Source organism: Streptomyces poriticola, from assembly GCF_036689765.1.
GTDB lineage: Bacteria > Actinomycetota > Actinomycetes > Streptomycetales > Streptomycetaceae > Streptomyces > Streptomyces poriticola.
This window is the reverse complement of the sequence record NZ_JBAGKH010000001.1, coordinates 329,424-348,939: the sequence shown is the minus strand read 5'-3', so window position 1 is coordinate 348,939 and position 19,516 is coordinate 329,424. Positions and strand designations below refer to the sequence as shown.

Annotated in this window: 16 protein-coding genes; 8 read left to right on the top strand and 8 right to left on the bottom strand. The window is 71.9% G+C overall.

Annotated elements, in window-relative coordinates:
• The gene (locus V5O46_RS01520; RefSeq protein WP_332882512.1) at window positions 1-456 is read right to left on the bottom strand and encodes an RrF2 family transcriptional regulator; all 456 of its coding nucleotides are present in this window, start codon (window positions 454-456) and stop codon (window positions 1-3) included.
• Between the two features lie 108 nt (window positions 457-564).
• Between V5O46_RS01520 and V5O46_RS01515 the strand changes: the two genes are divergently transcribed.
• The gene (locus tag V5O46_RS01515) at window positions 565-2,319 is read left to right on the top strand and encodes an NAD+ synthase (RefSeq protein ID WP_332882511.1); all 1,755 of its coding nucleotides are present in this window, start codon (window positions 565-567) and stop codon (window positions 2,317-2,319) included.
• A gap of 342 nt (window positions 2,320-2,661) precedes the next feature.
• Here the strand turns inward: V5O46_RS01515 and V5O46_RS01510 are convergent, their stop codons facing one another.
• Window positions 2,662-3,117 carry a VOC family protein gene (locus tag V5O46_RS01510; RefSeq protein WP_332882510.1) on the bottom strand — a complete coding sequence of 152 codons (456 nt, stop codon included), beginning with the start codon at window positions 3,115-3,117 and terminating at the stop codon, window positions 2,662-2,664.
• Between the two features lie 20 nt (window positions 3,118-3,137).
• Window positions 3,138-3,647 (bottom strand): pyridoxamine 5'-phosphate oxidase family protein, encoded by a 510-nt coding sequence (locus tag V5O46_RS01505; RefSeq protein WP_332882509.1) that lies wholly within the window; start codon window positions 3,645-3,647, stop codon window positions 3,138-3,140.
• Window positions 3,648-3,769: 122 nt separating this feature from the next.
• On the opposite strand from V5O46_RS01505, the gene V5O46_RS01500 reads away from it, so the two are divergent.
• The gene (locus V5O46_RS01500) at window positions 3,770-6,766 is read left to right on the top strand and encodes a bifunctional [glutamine synthetase] adenylyltransferase/[glutamine synthetase]-adenylyl-L-tyrosine phosphorylase (RefSeq protein WP_332882508.1); all 2,997 of its coding nucleotides are present in this window, start codon (window positions 3,770-3,772) and stop codon (window positions 6,764-6,766) included.
• Window positions 6,767-6,800: 34 nt separating this feature from the next.
• On the opposite strand, the gene V5O46_RS01495 is transcribed toward V5O46_RS01500, so the two are convergent.
• A complete protein-coding gene (locus V5O46_RS01495; protein ID WP_332882507.1) occupies window positions 6,801-7,730 on the bottom strand; it encodes a phosphatase PAP2 family protein in 930 nt (309 codons plus the stop codon).
• 119 nt (window positions 7,731-7,849) lie between these two features.
• Entirely contained in the window at window positions 7,850-8,884 is a 1,035-nt protein-coding gene (locus V5O46_RS01490; protein WP_332882506.1) for a LacI family DNA-binding transcriptional regulator, read from the bottom strand.
• 463 nt (window positions 8,885-9,347) lie between these two features.
• Between V5O46_RS01490 and V5O46_RS01485 the strand changes: the two genes are divergently transcribed.
• The 6 genes from V5O46_RS01485 (at window position 9,348) to V5O46_RS01460 (ending at window position 15,915) form a co-directional block, all read left to right on the top strand.
• Complete coding sequence (locus tag V5O46_RS01485; protein WP_332882505.1) at window positions 9,348-10,619, top strand: extracellular solute-binding protein; 1,272 nt, start codon at window positions 9,348-9,350, stop codon at window positions 10,617-10,619.
• A 103-nt stretch (window positions 10,620-10,722) separates the two neighbouring features.
• Window positions 10,723-11,727: a carbohydrate ABC transporter permease gene (locus V5O46_RS01480; protein WP_332882504.1), complete on the top strand. Its 1,005-nt coding sequence runs from the start codon at window positions 10,723-10,725 to the stop codon at window positions 11,725-11,727.
• Window positions 11,728-11,740: 13 nt separating this feature from the next.
• The gene (locus V5O46_RS01475; protein WP_332882503.1) at window positions 11,741-12,655 is read left to right on the top strand and encodes a sugar ABC transporter permease; all 915 of its coding nucleotides are present in this window, start codon (window positions 11,741-11,743) and stop codon (window positions 12,653-12,655) included.
• 250 nt (window positions 12,656-12,905) lie between these two features.
• Window positions 12,906-14,651 carry a glycoside hydrolase family 13 protein gene (locus V5O46_RS01470; RefSeq protein WP_332882502.1) on the top strand — a complete coding sequence of 582 codons (1,746 nt, stop codon included), beginning with the start codon at window positions 12,906-12,908 and terminating at the stop codon, window positions 14,649-14,651.
• A 491-nt stretch (window positions 14,652-15,142) separates the two neighbouring features.
• On the top strand, window positions 15,143-15,505 hold the full coding sequence (locus tag V5O46_RS01465; RefSeq protein ID WP_332882501.1) for a hypothetical protein: 363 nt from the start codon (window positions 15,143-15,145) through the stop codon (window positions 15,503-15,505).
• Window positions 15,502-15,915, top strand: a complete 414-nt coding sequence (locus V5O46_RS01460) for a cytidine/deoxycytidylate deaminase family protein (RefSeq protein WP_332882500.1) — start codon at window positions 15,502-15,504, stop codon at window positions 15,913-15,915. Before V5O46_RS01465 ends, V5O46_RS01460 begins: the two co-directional genes overlap by 4 nt.
• A gap of 70 nt (window positions 15,916-15,985) precedes the next feature.
• On the opposite strand, the gene V5O46_RS01455 is transcribed toward V5O46_RS01460, so the two are convergent.
• The 3 genes from V5O46_RS01455 to V5O46_RS01445 all read right to left on the bottom strand — a co-directional run bounded on the left by V5O46_RS01455 (window position 15,986) and on the right by V5O46_RS01445 (window position 19,310).
• A complete protein-coding gene (locus tag V5O46_RS01455) occupies window positions 15,986-17,623 on the bottom strand; it encodes a DEAD/DEAH box helicase (protein ID WP_332882499.1) in 1,638 nt (545 codons plus the stop codon).
• A gap of 88 nt (window positions 17,624-17,711) precedes the next feature.
• Complete coding sequence (locus tag V5O46_RS01450; protein WP_252425628.1) at window positions 17,712-17,915, bottom strand: cold-shock protein; 204 nt, start codon at window positions 17,913-17,915, stop codon at window positions 17,712-17,714.
• A 180-nt stretch (window positions 17,916-18,095) separates the two neighbouring features.
• Window positions 18,096-19,310 carry a cytochrome P450 family protein gene (locus tag V5O46_RS01445; RefSeq protein ID WP_332882744.1) on the bottom strand — a complete coding sequence of 405 codons (1,215 nt, stop codon included), beginning with the start codon at window positions 19,308-19,310 and terminating at the stop codon, window positions 18,096-18,098.
• Between the last annotated feature and the right edge of the window lie 206 nt (window positions 19,311-19,516).

Here is a 19,516-nt window from a genome sequence, read left to right as displayed (position 1 = left end):
TTACGGCCGCGGTGGGATGCCCAGCAGGAGCGGGCCCGTCGCGTCGCCGGTGAGGTCCGAGACCGTGATCGGGTCCAGGGAGGCGAAGAACGCCTCCTGGGCCCGGCGCAGCGCGCCGCGCAGGCGGCAGGCTGGGCTCAGGGGGCAGGGCGCGCTGGTCGCGGTGCCCTCGCAGTCGACGACGTCGCCCTCGCCCTCGAAGCTGCGTACCAGGGCGCCCACGGACGCCGTACGGCCCTGCTCGGTCAGCGTGAGCCCGCCGCCCCTGCCCCGTCGGGCCGTGAGCAGGTTCATGTGCTGGAGTTCGGCGACGACCTTCGCGGCGTGGGTGTACGGCACGTCCATGGCCGCGGCGACGTCACGCGTAGTGGGATTCGCCGTGGGGTCGGCGTCACGGGCCGCGGCGAGGCGCATCAGGACGCGCAGGGCGAGGTCGGTGGAGCGCAGCAGCCGCATACCGGGAGCGTAGGTAATTGTGCATCCGGCGTTCAAATTATCCGGTCGGGCTGCGTGATCCGTACCTCCTTCTCCATATCGCGTCGCTCTGACGATTAAACTGGCCGCGTGCCTCAACTACGACTCGCCCTGAACCAGATCGACTCCCGCGTCGGTGATCTCTCCGGCAATGCCGAGACGATTCTGCGCTGGACCCGGCACTCCGCGGAGCAGGGGGCGCACCTCGTGGCGTTCCCGGAGATGGTGCTGACCGGGTACCCCGTCGAGGATCTCGCCCTGCGGTCGTCCTTCGTCGAGGCCTCCCGCGCCGAGCTGCGGTCGCTCGCCGCGCGGCTCGCCCAGGAGGGTTTCGGGGAGCTGCCGGTGATCGTCGGCTACCTCGACCGCAGCGAGACCGCCCAGCCGAAGTACGGCCAGCCGGCCGGTGCGCCGCAGAACGCGGCGGCCGTGCTGTACGGCGGAGAGGTGGTGCTCGGCTTCGCCAAGCACCACCTGCCGAACTACGGCGTCTTCGACGAGTTCCGGTACTTCGTGCCGGGCGACACCATGCCGGTGGTGCGGGTGCGGGGCGTCGACGTCGCCCTCGCGATCTGCGAGGACCTCTGGCAGGACGGCGGGCGGGTGCCGGCCGCCCGGTCCGCGCGGGCCGGGCTGCTCGTCTCGATCAACGCCTCGCCCTACGAGCGCGACAAGGACGACACCCGGCTGGAGCTGGTGCGCAAGCGGGCCCAGGAGGCCGGGTGCACCACCGCGTACCTGGCGATGATCGGCGGGCAGGACGAGCTGGTCTTCGACGGCGACTCGATCGTGGTGGACGCGGGCGGGGAGGTCGTCGCGCGGGCGCCGCAGTTCGCCGAGGGGTGCGTCGTACTCGACCTCGACCTGCCCGCGGCCGTGCCCGACGCGCCGAGCGGAGTCGTGGACGACGGGCTCCGCATCGAGCGGGTGGTGCTGTCGGAGGAGCCGGTGGCGCCGTACGCGGGGGAGATGAGCGGCGGGTACGCGGAGCGGCTCGACGACGCCGAGGAGATCTACTCGGCGCTGGTCGTGGGGCTGCGGGCGTACGTCGCGAAGAACGGGTTCCGGTCGGTGCTGATCGGGCTGTCCGGCGGGATCGACTCCGCGCTGGTCGCGGCGATCGCGTGCGATGCGGTGGGGGCGGAGAACGTGTACGGCGTGTCGATGCCGTCCAAGTACTCCTCCGACCACTCCAAGGACGACGCGGCGGAGCTGGCGCGGCGGACCGGGCTGAACTTCCGGACGGTCGCGATCGAGCCGATGTTCGATGCGTACATGGGGGCGCTGGGGCTGGCCGGGCTGGCGGAGGAGAACCTGCAGTCGCGGCTGCGGGGCACGATGCTGATGGCGATCTCCAACCAGGAGGGGCACATCGTGCTGGCGCCCGGCAACAAGTCGGAGCTGGCGGTCGGGTACTCGACGCTGTACGGGGACTCGGTGGGGGCGTACGGGCCGATCAAGGACGTGTACAAGACGTCGGTGTTCCGGCTGGCGGAGTGGCGGAACCGGGCGGCGGTGGGGCGGGGGCAGACACCGCCGATCCCCGAGAACTCGATCGTGAAGCCGCCGAGCGCGGAGCTGCGGCCGGGGCAGGTGGACACGGACTCGCTGCCGGACTATCCGGTGCTGGACGCGATCCTGGAGCTGTACGTCGACCGGGACAAGGGGGCCGACGAGATCGTCGCGGCCGGGTACGACCGGGAGCTGGTGACGAGGACGCTGCGGATGGTCGACACGGCGGAGTACAAGCGGCGGCAGTACCCGCCGGGGACGAAGATCTCGGCGAAGGGCTTCGGCAAGGACCGGCGCCTGCCCATCACCAACGGGTGGCGCGAGACGGCCTGACGCCGGGCGCGGGGTGCCTCCGGCGGTTCTGGTGGCGGGGGGCGCGGGGTGCCTCCGGCGGTTCGGTGGGGGTGGTCCGAGTGCGGGTGCGATGCCTGCGGCGGCCGGTGCGGGTCGGTGGCCACTCACACCGCCGCGACGGCGCCCACCCGGCGGGCGGCCCGGATCCGCGGCCCGGATCCGCGGCCCGGATCCGCCGAGCCGCGGGCAGTCGTGCCCCCCGGTGCCTGAACAGCCTGGTGGGCGCGGGGCCTGAACGGCCTGCTGGGCGCGGGCGGCGCGACCCGGCGACGTCGGGGTGCGCCCGCCCGCCCGACGGTCACCGCACCGCCGGGGCGCCTGTCAGCTCTCCTGCTGCCGTGCCTTCACCTGCGCCAGCAGCTCGTGCAGCGGCTCCTTGATGCGCCGGCGGTACTCCTGTACCGCCCACCCGTTGCCGTCCGGATCGCTGAAGTACATGAACGTCCCCCCGTCCTGGGGCGAGTACTCCACCGGTTCGGAGACCTCCAGCCCCCGCGCGGTCAGCTCCGCATGCGCCGCCCTGATGTCGGTCACGCACAGCTGCAGACCCTGGTAGGAGCCGGGCACCGGCTTTTTCTGCCCCCGGCTCTCGTCCCAGATGCCGTCGCCGAGGGCGATCGAGCAGCCGGATCCGGGAGGCGTCAGCTGCACGATCCGCATCCCCGGCATGACCTCCTGGTCGATGTCGACGTGGAAACCGACCTTGTCCCGGTAGAAGTCCCTCGACCGGTCGAGGTCGCTCACCGGCAGCGGAATCACTTCGAGGGTCATGTCCATACAGCGTCCTCCCGTGGGTGTCACAACCGCCAGCGCGTCGGGCTGAACGGCTCCCCCTTACCGAAGCCGAAAACGGTGCGCGGCGCCACCGCATAGACGGACGCGTGTCCCGCACCGCGCTGTAAGCAGCCGTCCCGGACCTCGAAGTGCCAGAAGCTGCCGTACTTCGTCTCCCGGGCGGCGGCCGGCTCGCGCAGCCGCGCGTCGTCCGTGACCCGCACCGCGGCTCCCTCGACCACCAGGTCGTAGCCCCGGTTCCAGGTGCTGGTGCCGGTCGTCAGGACGACCTGCGGGTTCTCGTCCAGGTTCCTCGCCCTGCCCTCCTGAGGCCCGGTGCACAAGTGCAGCGCGGCCTCCGACCGGACCGCGGGCGGCGAGGTCACATGCGGGCGGCCGTCCGGCCGCACCGTCGAGATCCAGAACAGCTCGGCCGCGGCGAGCCGGGCCTCCGCCCCCGGCCAGGGCGGGGCGACGGACTCGGGGTCGCTGTAGCGGGGGTCCAGGCGGGCCTGGGGGCGGGTGGTGGTCATCGTCCCTCCTCGACCTGTGCGAGAGGGCAGACGGCTGCGGGGCGCGGAACTCGTCGGAGCCCCGCGCGGGCGCGCCCGTTAGGCTCTGGCCAGGACGACCTTGATCCGACAGGAGGCCCGGGATGACGGCGCCGGGGCGCAGAAGCAGTACCTTCACGCGACTGCTGCGGCACGGCTTCACCGACCCCTCCGCAGCCGAGCGGCTGCTGGACGGTGTGGAGCCGGCCGCCGTCCGCGACGACCCGGTGCTGCTGGAGGCGCTGGGCGGCACCGCCGACCCCGATCTCGCCCTGCACGGGCTGGTGCGGCTGCTGGAGGCGCAGGACGGGCCGACCGACCGGCAGGAGCTGCTGGACACCGTGACGGCGGCCAAGCCGCTGCGGGACCGGCTCCTCGGGGTGCTCGGCGCCTCCGCCGCGCTTGGCGACCACCTCGCCCGGCACGCGGGCGACTGGCGGGCGCTCGTGACCTACGAGCCGCAGGATCTGCACCGCGGGGTGGCGGAGTTCGAGCGCCAGCTCGCCGAGGTCACCGACCCCGTGTCGCTGCGCGTCGGCTACCGGCGCTGTCTGCTGTCCATCGCCGCCCGGGACGTCTGCGGCACGATCGACGTCGCGGAGACCGCCGCCGAACTGGCCGACCTCGCCACCGCCACCCTGCGCGCCGCGCTCCGGCTCGCCGAGGCCGGAGCGCCCGAGGACGCCGAGGTGTGCCGGCTCGCCGTGATCGCCATGGGCAAGTGCGGCGGCCAGGAGCTGAACTACGTCTCAGACGTGGACGTCATCTTCGTCGGCGAGGCCGTGGAGGGCACCGAGGAGGCCGTGGCGCTGCGCGCCGCCACCCGCCTGGCCTCCCACATGATGCGGATCTGCTCCGAGACCACCGTCGAGGGGTCCATCTGGCCGGTCGACGCCAATCTGCGGCCCGAGGGCAGGAACGGTCCGCTGGTGCGCACGCTCAGCAGCCATCTCGCGTACTACCAGCGCTGGGCGAAGACCTGGGAGTTCCAGGCGCTGCTCAAGGCCCGCCCGGTGGCCGGCGATCCCGGGCTGGGGGACGCGTACGTCGAGGCGCTGCAGCCGCTGGTGTGGCAGGCCGCCGAGCGGGAGAACTTCGTCGCCGACGTGCAGAAGATGCGGCGGCGGGTGGTCGAGAACATCCCTCCCGCCGAGGTCGACCGGCAGCTGAAGCTGGGGCCCGGCGGGCTGCGGGACGTCGAGTTCGCCGTGCAGCTGCTGCAGCTGGTGCACGGGCGGGACGACGCCTCGCTGCGCAGCGGGACGACGCTGGACGCGCTGACCGCGCTGGCCGCGGGCGGATACGTCGGACGGGTGGACGCCGCCCAGCTCGACGAGGCGTACCGGTTCCTGCGGTCCATGGAGCACCGGATCCAGCTGCACCGGCTGCGGCGAACCCATCTGGTGCCCGAGGAGGAAGCGGACCTGCGCCGGCTCGGGCGGTCGCTGGGACTGCGCACCGACCCGGTCGCCACGCTGCTGCGGGAGTGGCGGCGGCACGCCTCCGTCGTACGGCGGCTGCACGAGAAGCTGTTCTACCGGCCGCTGCTCGACGCGGTCGCCCAGCTCGCGCCCGGCGAGGCCCGCCTCAGTGCGGAGGCGGCGCGGGAGCGGCTGGTCGCGCTCGGGTACGCCGACCCGGCCGCCGCGCTGCGGCATCTGGAGGCGCTGGCGTCGGGGGTCACCAGGAAGGCGGCCATCCAGCGGACGCTGCTGCCGGTGCTGCTGGGGTGGTTCGCGGACTCGGCCGATCCGGACGCCGGGCTGCTGAACTTCCGGAACGTGTCGGACGCGCTGGGCAAGACGCCCTGGTACCTGCGGCTGCTGCGGGACGAGGGCGCGGCCGCCGAGAACCTGGCCCGGGTGCTGTCCGCCGGGCGGCTCGCGCCCGATCTGCTGATGCGGGCGCCGGAGGCGGTGGCGCTGCTCGGGGACGGTGACGGCGCGGGGCTGGCGCCGCGCGGGCGGGTCCAGCTGGAGCAGGAGATCCTCGCGGCGGTCCGGCGCGCCGACGACGCCGGGCAGGCGGTCACCGCGGCGCGCGGGGTGCGGCGGCGGGAGCTGTTCCGTACGGCCGCCGCCGACATCGTCGGCTCCTACGGCACCGAGGCCCAGCCCGCCGAGGCCGACCAGGGCGCGCTGGTGGACCGGGTGGGCGGTGCGGTGTCCGACCTCACGGCCGCGACGCTCGCCGGGACACTGCGGGCCGTGACGCGGGCCGGCTGGGGAGAGGTGCTGCCCACCCGGTTCGCGGTCATCGGCATGGGGCGGTTCGGGGGGCACGAGCTGGGCTACGGCTCGGACGCCGACGTGCTGTTCGTGCACGAGCCCCGGGACGGTGTGGACGAACGGGAGGCCGGCGAGGCCGCGAACAAGGTGGTCGCCGAGATGCGGCGGCTGCTCGCGCTGCCCAGTGCCGACCCGCCGCTGCTGATCGACGCCGACCTGCGCCCGGAGGGCAAGTCCGGGCCGCTGGTGCGCACCCTGAAATCGTACGAGGCGTACTACCGGCGCTGGTCGCTGACCTGGGAGTCGCACGCCCTGCTGCGGGCCGAGCCGGTCGCCGGTGACGCGGACCTGGGGCGGCGGTTCATCGAGCTGGTCGACCCGCTGCGGTACCCCGCGGGCGGGCTCGGCGACGACGCCGTACGGGAGATCCGGCGGCTGAAGGCCCGGATGGAGTCCGAGCGGCTGCCGCGCGGCGCCGACCCCAAGCTGCACGCCAAGCTGGGGCCCGGCGGGCTCTCCGACGTCGAGTGGACGGTGCAGCTGCTGCAGTTGCAGCACGGGTGCGAGGTGGCGGGCCTGCGCACGACGCGGACGCGGGAGGCACTGGCGGCGGCCCGGGAGGCCGGGCTGCTCACCGAGGAGCAGGCCGGGATCCTGGACGAGGCGTGGGTCCTGGCGACGCGGGTGCGCAATGCGGTGATGCTGGTCCGGGGCCGGGCCGGGGACACCTTCCCCTCGGAGCGCCGCGAGCTGGCCGCGGTCGGCCGCTACCTGGGCTACGGGCCCGGCCACGCCGGCGACATGCTGGACGGTTACCGGCGCACCGCCCGCCGCTCCCGGACCGTGGTGGAGGAGCTGTTCTACGGAGGGTGAGGGGGCCGGGGTCTCGGCGGTCCCGGGGTCCCGGCTACGTTCTCGAGGACAGCAGGGGGCCGCCGCCTCGGGCCGGGACCAGCCTCGGCAGGGCGTACGGCTGTGCGCCGTACCAGACACGGGCCACCGCGTAGCCGAAGCCGAGGCAGATCAGTCCGCCCACCGCGTCCAGCCAGAAGTGGTTGGCGGTGGCGACGATCACCACCAGCGTGAGCGCCGGGTAGAGGATGCCGAGGACGCGGACCCAGGGGACGGTGGTGAGGGCGAGGATGGTCAGGCCGCACCACAGCGACCAGCCGATGTGCATCGACGGCATCGCCGCGTACTGGTTGGACATGTTCTTCAGATCGCCGGACGCCATCGACCCCCAGGTCTGGTGGACCATGACGGTGTCGATGAACAGGGAGCCGTTCATCAGGCGGGGCGGGGCCAGTGGATACAGGTAGTAGCCGACCAGGGCGACTCCCGTGGTCGCGAACAGCACCGTCCGGGTCGCCGCGTAGCGGCCGGGATGCCTGCGGTACAGCCAGACCAGGACACCCAGGGTGACGACGAAGTGCAGGGTGGCGTAGTAGTAGTTCATCCCCACGATGAGCCAAGTCACCGAGTTCACGGCGTGATTGATCGACTCCTCGACGGCGATGCCGAGTTGGTGCTCGACCTTCCAGATCCAGTCGGCGTTGCGCAGCGCCTCTGCCCGCTGTTCCGGCACGGCGTTGCGGACCAGCGAGTACGTCCAGTAACTGACCGCGATCAGCAGGATCTCGAACCACAACCGCGGCCTGCGGGGGGTGCGCAACCGGCGCAGGAGACCCCGCCCCGTCCGGTCGGCGACGGGGGAGCGGCCCTCGTCCGCGACGGGGGAGGAAACCTCGTCCGCGACGGGGGAGGAAACCTCGTCCGCGACGGAGGAGGAAGCGGCCGTTTCGCGGCTTTCCGTCGTGGTCACGGTCGTGTCACCCATGGGCACAGAGTCTGCCAGACTTGCATTCCTCCACCGATCATCCCCCTGTCGGGTTCTGCACGCATGTTCTACGCCGACGGGAGGCCGCTACCTCCGACTTGAGGATGATTCGGGGTGGTTCAGGGCCGCCCGTTGTTGCCCGGTGCCGACGCCGTGGAGCCGCGTACCACCAGCTCCGGCATGAAGACGAACTCGCTGTGCGGGGCGGGGGTGCCGCCGATCTCCTCCAGCAGGGTGCGCACCGCCGCCTGCCCCATCGCCGGGACCGGCTTGCGGACGGTGGTCAGCGGCGGATCGGTGAAGGCGATCAGCGGGGAGTCGTCGAAACCGACGACCGAGATGTCCCGCGGGACTCCCAGGCCGTGCTGCCGCGCCGCCCGTATCGCGCCCAGCGCCATCATGTCGCTGGCGCACACCACGGCCGTGCAGTCCCGCTCGATCAGCGCGACGGCCGCCGCCTGGCCGCCTTCCAGGGTGTAGAGGGAGTGCTGGACCAGCTCCGACTCGACCGTGTGCGCGTCCAGTCCCAGCTGGTCCTGCATGGTGCGGACGAAACCCTCGATCTTCCGCTGCACCGGGACGAACCGTTTCGGTCCGAGCGCCAGCCCGATGCGGCTGTGGCCGAGGGAGGCCAGGTGGGTCACCGCGAGGTTCATCGCGGCGCGGTCGTCGGGGGAGATGAACGGCGCCTGCACCTTGGGCGAGAACCCGTCGACGAGCACGAACGGCACGCCCTGGGCGCGCAGCCGTTCGTAGCGCTGCATGTCGGCGGTGGTGTCGGCGTGCAGTCCCGAGACGTAGATGATCCCGGCGACCCCGCGGTCGACCAGCATCTCGGTCAGCTCGTCCTCCGTGGAGCCGCCCGGCGTCTGGGTGGCCAGCACCGGGGTGTAGCCCTGGCGGGTCAGGGCCTGGCCGATCACCTGGGCCAGCGCCGGGAATATCGGGTTCTCCAGCTCCGGGGTGATCAGGCCCACCAGGCCCTCGCTGCGCTGCCGCAGCCGTACCGGGCGCTCGTAGCCCAGCACGTCCAGGGCGGCCAGCACGGACTGGCGGGTGGTGGCGGCGACGCCCGGCTTCCCGTTGAGGACGCGGCTGACGGTCGCTTCGCTCACCCCCGCCTGCGCAGCGATGTCGGCAAGCCGTGTGGTCACAGGGGTGGACTGTACCGGCCGCGTGACGCCTTGCACACCGACGGGGCGCCGGGTGCGTGCCGTGGAGCGGCCCGCTGCGGGCTGGTGCGTCATCGCGATCCCCCATGTGGTGGTCGGCAACCTCGTCCGCAACGGAGGGACCCCGGTCGGCGAGAGGCGTGGCAAGTACTTGCAGAGTCTTGCACAAGTGCGCGTCTCCCTGTCGGGCGCGCGGAAACACCGGCTCAAAGTCGATCTATCGCAGCCCTGGGGCGGACGTGAGGCGGTCTCGCGACGGTCGAGGTCGGGTCACGGCGGGGTAACTGTCGGCAGTGCTTGCATTTTTTTTCTGCAAGGCCTTTCGCAAGGCCGACACGCAGAGCTAATGTCACCGTCGCCCGGCCGCGGCAACGGCGCAGTCGGCAGGCGGGAGCGGACGGGACCCCTCTCGCACCACACGGGCCTTCACCCTCAAGGAGAACTCATGCGGCGTGGCATAGCGGCCACCGCGCTCGTGGCGTCCCTCGCCCTCGCGGCGACGGCGTGCGGCGGGGACAGCGGCAGCGACAGCGAGTCCGGCGGTCCGGTCACCATCACCTGGTGGGACACCTCCAACGCGACCAACGAGGCGCCGACCTACCAGGCGCTGGTCAAGGAGTTCGAGGCGGCCAACGAGGACATCAAGGTCAACTACGTCAACGTCCCCTTCGACCAGGCGCAGAACAAGTTCGACACCGCCGCCGGTTCCAAGGGCGCCCCCGACGTGCTGCGCTCCGAGGTCGGCTGGACGCCCGCCTTCGCCAAGAAGGGCTTCTTCCTGCCGCTGGACGGCACCGAGGCCCTCGCCGAGAAGGACGAGTTCCAGCCCAACCTGGTCGAACAGGCCGAGTACGAGGGCAAGACCTACGGTGTGCCGCTGGTCACCGACACCCTCGCCTTCGTCTACAACAAGGAGCTCTTCGCCGAGGCCGGCGTCGAGGCCCCCGAGACCTGGGACGACCTGAAGAAGGCCGCCGCCACCATCAAGGACAAGACCGGCGTCGACGGCTACTGGGGCTCCACTCAGTCCTACTACGCCCAGCCGTTCCTGTACGGCGAGGGCACCGACACGGTCGACGCCGACGCCAAGAAGATCACCGTCAACTCGGCGGAGGCCAGGAAGGCGTACGGCACCTGGCTGGACCTCTTCGACGGCAAGGGCCTGCACAAGGCCGACACCACCGCCGACGCCTACGCCCACATCCAGGAGGCGTTCGTCAGCGGCAAGGTCGCCTCGATCCTCCAGGGCCCCTGGGAGATCACCAACTTCTACAAGGGCTCGGCGTTCCAGGACAGGAACAACCTCGGCATCGCCACCGTCCCGGCCGGCTCCACCGGCGAGGCGGGCGCCCCCACGGGCGGCCACAACCTCTCCGTGTACGCCGGCTCCGACGAGGCGCACCAGAAGGCCGCACTGAAGTTCGTGAAGTTCATGACCTCGGCGAAGTCCCAGGAGACCATCGCCCTGAAGAACTCCACCCTGCCCACCCGCGACGACGCCTACACCGACCAGGTCAAGGCCGACCCCGGTATCGCCGGCTACCAGGGCGTCCTGCCCGCCGCCCAGCCGCGCCCGGCGCTGCCCGAGTACAGCTCCCTGTGGGGTCCGCTCGACGAGGAGCTGCCGCAGATCGCCGGCGGCAAGGAGTCCCTGGACAAGGGCCTCGGCGACGCCGAGACCGCGATGGCCAAGCTGGTGCCGGACTTCAGCAAGTGAGCCCGCGTGGCCGCCGGAGACCCCCGGATCCCGGGGTCTCCGGCGGCCGCCGGCCGTGTGCCGACCCCCTCGATCTCCCGACCTTCGCAAAGGTTGTCGAACCATGACAGTCGCCATCGACCGCGCGACCGGCAAGCGCCGCGGTGACCACGCCCCGCGGCCCGGCCTCGGCCGGCGCCTGAAGCAGGCGTTCCAGCGGCACTGGTACGCCTACGCCATGATCGCGCCGGTGGCCGTCGTCCTCGGCGTCCTCGTGCTGTACCCGCTGGCGTACGGCTTCTACCTCACCTTCACCGACGCCACCAGCCTCAACACCGCCCGCACCATCGGCGCCAACGAGATCGAGGCCACCTACAAGTTCATCGGCCTGGACAACTACGCCGACATCCTGTGGGGCGAGACCGCCTACGACCGCTTCTGGTCCCACTTCATCTGGACGATCGTCTGGACGGCGGCCTGTGTCGCGCTGCACTACTCCATCGGCCTGGGCCTCGCCCTGCTGCTCAACCAGAAGCTGCGCGGACGCACCCTCTACCGGCTGATCCTCATCCTGCCCTGGGCCGTGCCCACCTTCGTCACCGTCTTCGGCTGGCGCTTCATGCTCGCCGACACCGGCATCATCAACGGCGCGCTGGAGACGCTGCACCTGCCGACCCCGGCGTGGCTGGAGGACACCTTCTGGCAGCGGTTCGCCGCGATCATGGTCAACACCTGGTGCGGAGTGCCGTTCATGATGGTCTCCCTCCTCGGCGGCCTGCAGTCCATCGACTCCTCGCTCTACGAGGCCGCCGAGATGGACGGCGCGAACGCCTGGCAGCGGTTCCGCTACGTCACCCTGCCCGGACTGCGCTCGGTCAGCTCCACCGTCGTCCTGCTCGGCATCATCTGGACCTTCAACCAGTTCGCCGTGATCTTCCTGCTGTTCGGCAACACCGCCCCGGACGCGCAGATCCTGGTCACCTGGGCGTACTACCTCGGCTTCGGACAGCAGCCGCGCGACTTCGCACAGTCCGCGGCCTACGGCATCCTGCTGCTGGCCATCCTGATCGTGTTCACCTCGTTCTACCGCCGCTGGCTGAACCGCAATGAGCAGCAGCTCGCGATCTGAGGCAGGAGCTCCCATGACCACCCCCACCGTCACCACGGCCACCGCTCCGGCCGAGCCGGCCCCCGCGCCCGCCGCGGCGCCCCGCAAGGTGCGCCGCCGCGGCGAGAACAGCCCGCTCGCGGCCCTCGCCTCGCACGGCATCCTCACCGTCGCCAGCCTGATCGCGCTGTTCCCCGTCGCCTGGCTGGTCTATCTGTCCCTCGGCCCGGACAAGGACGACTACCTCCACCCCGGGCGCATCTGGGGCAAGATGACCCTCGACAACTACGTGTTCGTCCTGCAGGAGACCAACTTCTTCCACTGGCTGCAGAGCTCGCTGATCGTCTCGCTCGGCACCACGGTCATCGGCGTCATGGTGGCCGCCACCACCGGGTACGCCGTCTCCCGGATGCGCTTCCCCGGCTACCGGAAGCTGATGTGGGTGCTGCTGGTCACACAGATGTTCCCGATCGCCGTGCTCATCGTGCCGATGTACCAGATCCTGTCCGAGCTGCAGCTCGTCGACAGCTACCTCGGCCTGATCCTCGTCTACTGCTCGACCGCGGTGCCGTACTGCGCCTGGCTGCTCAAGGGCTACTTCGACACCATTCCGTTCGAGATCGACGAGGCCGGCCGGGTCGACGGCCTGTCCCCGTTCGGCACCTTCTTCCGGCTGATCCTGCCGCTGGCCCGGCCGGGCCTGGCGGTGGCCGGCTTCTACAGCTTCATCACCGCCTTCGGCGAGGTCGCCTTCGCCTCCACGTTCATGCTGTCCGACACCAAGTACACCTTCGCCGTCGGACTGCAGAGCTTCGTCAGCGAGCACGACGCCCAGCGCCACCTGATGGCCGCCACCGCCGTGCTGATCGCGATACCCGTGTCCGCCTTCTTCTACCTGGTGCAGAAGAACCTGGTGACCGGCCTCACCGCGGGCGGCACCAAGGGCTGATCCTCCCTTCGAGACTCCCGCGCGGCCCCGCCGCTCGGGTTGCGGTCGCGGCGCCCATCCGACCCCGCCGGCGCCGCGACCGCCCGGTCCTCACCGGCCCCGCACCCGCGCCACGGCCCACGATCGGGGGGAACCGGCCCACGATCGGGGGACTCGGTCCCCACCGGGGGCGTGATCCGGCCCCATCCGATTCATGATCCAAGTCATCACCCGATTCATGATCCGACCACCGTTAGCCATCAAGGACGACATGAGCCAGCAGCACTCCGCAGCCCCGGCCCCGACCCCCACGACCGCATCCGCCGTCGCCACCGTCGCCAGGCGCCGCGACTGGTGGCGCGACGCGGTGATCTACCAGGTCTACCCACGCAGCTTCGCCGACAGCAACGGCGACGGCATGGGCGACCTGGAGGGCGTCCGCACCCGCCTGCCGTACCTGCGCGACCTCGGCGTGGACGCCGTGTGGCTCAGCCCCTTCTACGCCTCCCCGCAGGCCGACGCCGGCTACGACGTCGCCGACTACCGCGCCGTCGACCCCATGTTCGGCACCCTCCTGGACGCCGACGCCCTGATCCGCGACGCCCACCGGCTGGGCCTGCGCATCATCGTCGACCTGGTCCCCAACCACTCCTCCGACCAGCACGAGTGGTTCAGGCGCGCCGTCGCCGAGGGCCCCGGCTCCCCGCTGCGCGAGCGCTACCACTTCCGCCCCGGCAAGGGCAGCCACGGCGAGCTGCCGCCCAACGACTGGGAGTCCATCTTCGGCGGCCCCGCCTGGACCCGGGTCACCGAGCCCGACGGCACACCGGGGGAGTGGTACCTGCACCTCTTCGCCCCCGAGCAGCCCGACTTCAACTGGGAGCACCCGGCCGTCGGCGACGAGTTCCGCTCCATCCTGCGCTTCTGGCTGGACATGGGCGTGGACGGCTTCCGCATCGACGTCGCCCACGGCATGGTGAAGGCCGAGGGCCTGCCCGACCTTGGATCCCACGAACAGCTCAAGCTGCTGGGCAACGATGTCATGCCGTTCTTCGACCAGGACGGCGTCCACGACATCTACCGCCAGTGGCGTCTCATCCTCGACGAGTACTCGGATCCCATGGGGCCCGAAGGGCCTTCCGCAGAAGGGCGGGGACGGGAGACGGGTGGGCGCATCTTCGTGGCCGAGGCATGGACGCCCACCATCGAGCGCACCGCCAACTACGTCCGCCCGGACGAACTGCACCAGGCGTTCAACTTCCAGTACCTGGGCACCCACTGGGACGCCGAGGAACTGCGCGAGGTCGTCGACCGCACCCTGGACGCGATGCGCCCGGTCAAGGCCCCCGCGACCTGGGTGCTGTCCAACCACGACGTCACCCGGCACGCCACCCGCTTCGCCAACCCGCCCGGCCTCGGCACCCAGATCCGCCAGGCCGGCGACCGTGCACTGGGCCTGCGCCGCGCCCGCGCCGCGACCCTCCTGATGCTGGCCCTGCCCGGCTCGGCCTACGTCTACCAGGGCGAGGAGCTGGGCCTGCCCGACGTCGTCGACCTCCCGGACGAGGTGCGCCAGGACCCGGCGTACTTCCGCGGCGCCGGGCAGGACGGCTTCCGCGACGGCTGCCGGGTGCCGATCCCGTGGACCCGCACGGGATCGTCGTACGGCTTCGGGGACGGCGGCAGCTGGCTCCCCCAGCCGGACAGCTGGGGCGAACTGAGCGTCGAGGCCCAGACCGGCGTCCCCGGCTCCACCCTGGAGCTGTACCGCGCCGCCCTGGCGATCCGCCGCACCCAGCCCGACCTCGGCGCGGGCGACGCGGTGGAGTGGCTGCGCGCCCCCGAGGGCGTCCTCGCCCTCCGCCGCGGGGAGTTCGTCTGCGTCGCCAACACCACCGCCGAGTCGGTCGCGCTGCCCGCCTACGGCCGGATGCTGCTCTCCAGCGGCGAGGTGACGGAGTCCGACGGCGAGGCGAAGCTGCCGGCCGACACGACGGTGTGGTGGACGACGGGCTGACACCGGCCCCTGGGCCCGCCGCTCCCCCCGGCAGGGGAGGGGCGGGCCCTTCGGCCCATTCGCCCACGACGGCTCTGCTCGATCCGGTGCGGGCGCACCGGGTGCCCGCCGCTCCGGCCTCGGCACGGCAGCCGTGAGACCGCCAACTGCCGTCCGGGCCGGAGTTCTTTCCCGACTCCTCCTCGCGCGCGGGGACCCAGCACCGCAGCAGACCACCGAACCTGCCCCACAGGGATCACGCGTCGCCGCACACCGGAACACCAGTCCTTCCCGCCTTCGTATCCGCCGGCATGTGTGCACCAGGTGTGCCTGTTTCTCACGCTCCCCAGCTCCACCGAGTCGACCGGCCGTAAGGAACACTCGGCACCCTCCCGGGGACACGACGTCCCCCGGTGGGCGTCAGCACCGGGTACGAACCCGTGGCCTGACCTGCCGCCTGTGGTCGGTGTGATCATCCTCTAGGATTGCGCCCCCTGGGAAAGGGGGCCTGGGTGAACGGCAACCCGCTGTACCACTGGACGGCGCTGGCCGTGGCGACCGTGCTCGTTGTGCCGGTGTCTGCGGCGGTACTGGCCGGATGGTCACCGCGGTGGTCGCGGAACCGGCGGCAGGCCGGGATGCGGCTCCGTGCCTGCGGTTTCCTGTGCTGCTACGCCCTCACCCTGGTGAACGCCGTCCCGCGGATAGCCGACGCCTCCTACGGGACGGTCATGGCCTGTACGAGCGTCGGCTTCGGTTTCATCGGCGCCGCTGCCGCCCTGTTCATGCTGGCGGAGCGGAAGGACTCGCGCGCAGGGAGTACCGCAGGCCTCGCCGCAACGTGCGGAGGCCCGACGAAGGCGGAGAAGAGATGACCACGCCGACCCGCCCGGTCGACCACGACCTCGTCCGGGCCGCGGCCGACGTGGCGCGCACTCGCTGCCGGGGTGACAACCACACCGTCGCGGCGGCGGCCCGCGCGCGGGACGGCCGGATCGTCACCGCGGTGAACGCGTACCACTTCACCGGCGGTCCCTGCGCCGAGCTGGTCCTCATCGGCGCGGCGGCGGCCCAGGGCGTCTACGAGCTGGACACGATCGTCGCCGTGGGCGACCGCGACCGCGGGGTGGTTCCGCCGTGCGGCCGCTGCCGTCAGGCCCTCCTCGACTACTTCCCCGACCTCGGGGTCGTCGTCGGCAACGGCGACCGCACCCGCGCCGTCCCCATCGCGGACCTGCTGCCCGAGAGCTACGTCCGGGCCGACCACCAGCTCGAGGCCGAGTAGGGGCCGGCCCAGCACGCCCGCGACGAACGGCCACGCAACCCGTCTCCACGGCCGGCGTGGCCGCGTGCGGCTAGGAGGCGGGGGTGCGGCGGCCGCCTCGGCGGCCGGAGCCCCGGCGGCCGGTCCCGCCGGCGCCGTTCACCGAACCGGCCGCGGCCGTGCGGTCGGATCGGGGGCCGCCCGCTCCGCCGGACCCACCCGCACCGCCCGGGGCCGCGCCGGAGCGTGCCCGGCGGGCCGACTCGCCCCCGGCAGCGGCAGCCCCTGCCGTCGCCGTGGCCCCGCCGCCGTTCCGGCGCCGACGGCCGGATCGGCCGCCTGGCTTGGTGCCGTTCCCGGGGCCCGGCTTGGTGCCGGTTCTCGTACCGGTCCTCCGCTCCGGGCGGGACGAGGCCGGGGCCGCCTGCTGGGGGACCTCGATGGTGACGGCGATGCCGGAGGGCTCGCGGGCGCCGGTGAGGGTGGCCAGTTCCGCGTCGCCCGACGTGACCCGGGCCGTGCGGGGGCGGATGCCCGCGTCCGACATGAGCCGGGTGACGTCCCGTTTCTGGTCGGGCAGGACCAGCGTGACCACACTGCCGGAGCCGCCGGCGCGGGCCGTCCGGCCGCCCCGGTGGAGGTAGTCCTTGTGGTCGGTGGGGGGATCGACGTTGACGACGAGGTCGAGATCGTCGATGTGTATGCCCCGGGCCGCGACGTTCGTCGCCACCAGCGCGGTGACCTGCCCGTTCCGGAACTGCTCCAGGGTGCGGTTCCGCTGCGGCTGGGAGCGGCCTCCGTGCAGGGCCGCCGCGCGCACGCCGACGGCCAGGAGCCGCTTGGCGAGCCGGTCGGCGGACCTCTTGGTGTCCAGGAAGAGGATGACCCGGCCGTCCCGGGCCGCGATACGCGTGGTGACGGCCTTCTTGTCGGTCTCGTCCTGGATGTGGAGCACGTGGTGCTCCATGGTGGTCACCGCCCCCGCGGACGGGTCCACGGAGTGCACCACGGGGTCGGTGAGGAAGCGCTGCACCAGGCGGTCGATGTTGCGGTCCAGGGTGGCCGAGAAGAGCAGCCGCTGTCCGTCCGGACGCACCTTCTCGATCAGCTTGGTGATCTGCGGCAGGAATCCCATGTCGGTCATCTGGTCGGCTTCGTCCAGCACCGTGATGCGTACCTGGTCGAGCACGCAGTCCCCGCGTTCCACGAGGTCGTTGAGCCTGCCGGGACTCGCCACGACCACCTCCGCGCCGCGCCGGAGCGCGCCGGCCTGCTTGGTGATGGACAGCCCGCCGACCACGGTGGCCAGCCGGAGGTTCACCGCCGCCGCGTAGGGCGTCAGCGCGTCCGTGACCTGCTGGGCGAGTTCCCGGGTGGGCACCAGCACGAGGGCGAGGGGCGCCTTGGGCTCCGCGCGCAGCCCTGCCGTGCGGGCCAGCAGCGCCAGCCCGAACGCCAGGGTCTTGCCGGATCCGGTGCGTCCGCGTCCGAGCAGGTCACGCCCGGCGATCGAGTTGGGGAGCGTGGCGGCCTGGATGGGGAACGGCGTGGTCACACCCTGTGCGGTGAGGGTCTGCAGCAGCCCCGCGGGCATGTCCAGACCGGCGAAGTCCTCGACGGGGGGAAGCGCGGGTGTCGAGCTCTCCGGCAGCCGGAATTCTCTCGGCGTCGACGCGGACGGTCGGGGCGACGAGGCGCGCCGGTTCGGCTTCTGGGGCCTACGGGCCATGCAGGTGTCTGCCTTCCTGGAAACAGCACAAACCGGGGTCCGCACCCGTGACGGTGCGGACCCCGGTGAGTGGATACGCGTCCGGCGATCAGGCGGGGACGATGTTCTCCGCCTGCGGGCCCTTCTGGCCCTGCGTGACGTCGAAGGTGACCCGCTGGCCCTCCTGGAGCTCACGGAAGCCCTGGGTCGCGATGTTCGAGTAGTGGGCGAAGACGTCCGGGCCGCCGCCGTCCTGCTGGATGAAGCCGAAACCCTTTTCGGCGTTGAACCACTTGACGGTTCCCTGTGCCATGATTTTCTCCTTCTGTAGGCAGAGGCCCCATCCGGAGATGCCGGAAAACAAATAATGCGCCCGAAGGAGAAACATTCCCGTCAGGCGCACATAGGTTCATGGGTACCACAACTGCAACGTGGAAACATTAGCACAGCCCGGGGCCGCGTGCCGGATCACGGGCCGAGCCCGCCCGGCGGGTCAGCCGCCCAGGCGTACGGGAAGCGCGCGCACGCTGTTGCCGACGAAGCTGGAGTGGCGTGCGAGCCGGTCCTCGGGTTCCGCGATGTCGAGTGCGGGGAAGCGGGTGAACAGCCGCTCCAGGGCGATGGTCGTCTCCAGGCGGGCGAGCGGGGCGCCCAGGCAGTAGTGCGCGCCGTGGCCCAGGGAGAGATGGCGTACGGCGTCCGCGCGGGCGGGGCGGGTGACGTCGAAGCGTCCGGCGTCCGGGCCGTGTGCCTGCGGGTCGCGGCCGGCGGCGGAGTACCCGGCGAGCACGGCGGTGCCCGCCGGTATGAGGGTGCCGTCCAGGGCGAGGTCCCGCACGGGGTAGCGGAACGGGAAGTAGCTGACCGGCGCGTCCCAGCGCAGCGTCTCCTCGGCCACGTCGGCCCAGGTCGCCCCGCCCGAGCGCACCAGGTCCAGCTGGTCGCGGTGGCCGCACAGGGCGCGTACGGCGTTGGTGATCAGGTTGAGCGTGGTCTCGTGACCGGCGATGATCATCAGCACCAGGGTGCCGATGAGCTCCTGCTCGCTGAGCCGGTCGCCGTCCTCGTCCCGGGCGGCGATCAGGGCGCTGGTGAGGTCGTCACCGGGATGCGCGGCCCGGACGGCGGCGACCTCGGCCAGTACGGCGACGAGCTCGCGGTTGGCGGCCACCGCCTCCTCCGGTCCGATGTCCGTGGCCACGACCTGGTTGGACAGGTGATGCAGCCGGTCGCGGAACTCGGCCGCCACGCCGAGGAGTTCGCAGATGACGCCCATCGGCAGCGGCAGTGCGAAGTGCTTCCGCAGGTCGGCGATCCCGCCGCCCGCCTCCGCCGCCCGGGCGAGACCGTCGAGCAGGGAGTCCGTCAACTCCTCCACCCGGGGGCGCAGTCCGTCCACCCGGCGGGGTGTGAACGCCCGGCTGACCAGCGAGCGCAGCCTGCGGTGGTCGTCCCCGTCGGCGGTGGTCATGCCCTGCACGGTGGCGAAGGTCAGCAGCGGCCACCCCGGGCCGACCCGTCCTTCCCGCAGGGCCGTGAAGTGGCGGGCGTTCTTCGCGACGTCGGGGTGCTGGAGGAACTCCCGGAGCGCCTCGTGCCCGAGCACGGCCATGCCCTCGATGCCGCCCGGCAGGACGACCGGGGCGACCGCTCCGCGGGCCAGTAACCGGGCGTTGTCGGCATGCGGGCAGCCTCCGGAGGGATCCATCCGGTGCGGTGCAGTGGCGGGGGTCGGCTCCACCGGGCCCTCCTGGCGTCGGTCGGACGGGAACGGGGCCGATCGTAGGCGCCGGAGGGCGCCGTGCCGAGAGGTGCGTCGGCCGACTCCGCTCCCGCAACTTCGCCCCGACCGCTCCCCTTTCAGTTGATGAGCGTTTAACATCTGCGTCACCGCAAGGTTTCAGCAATCTTGCA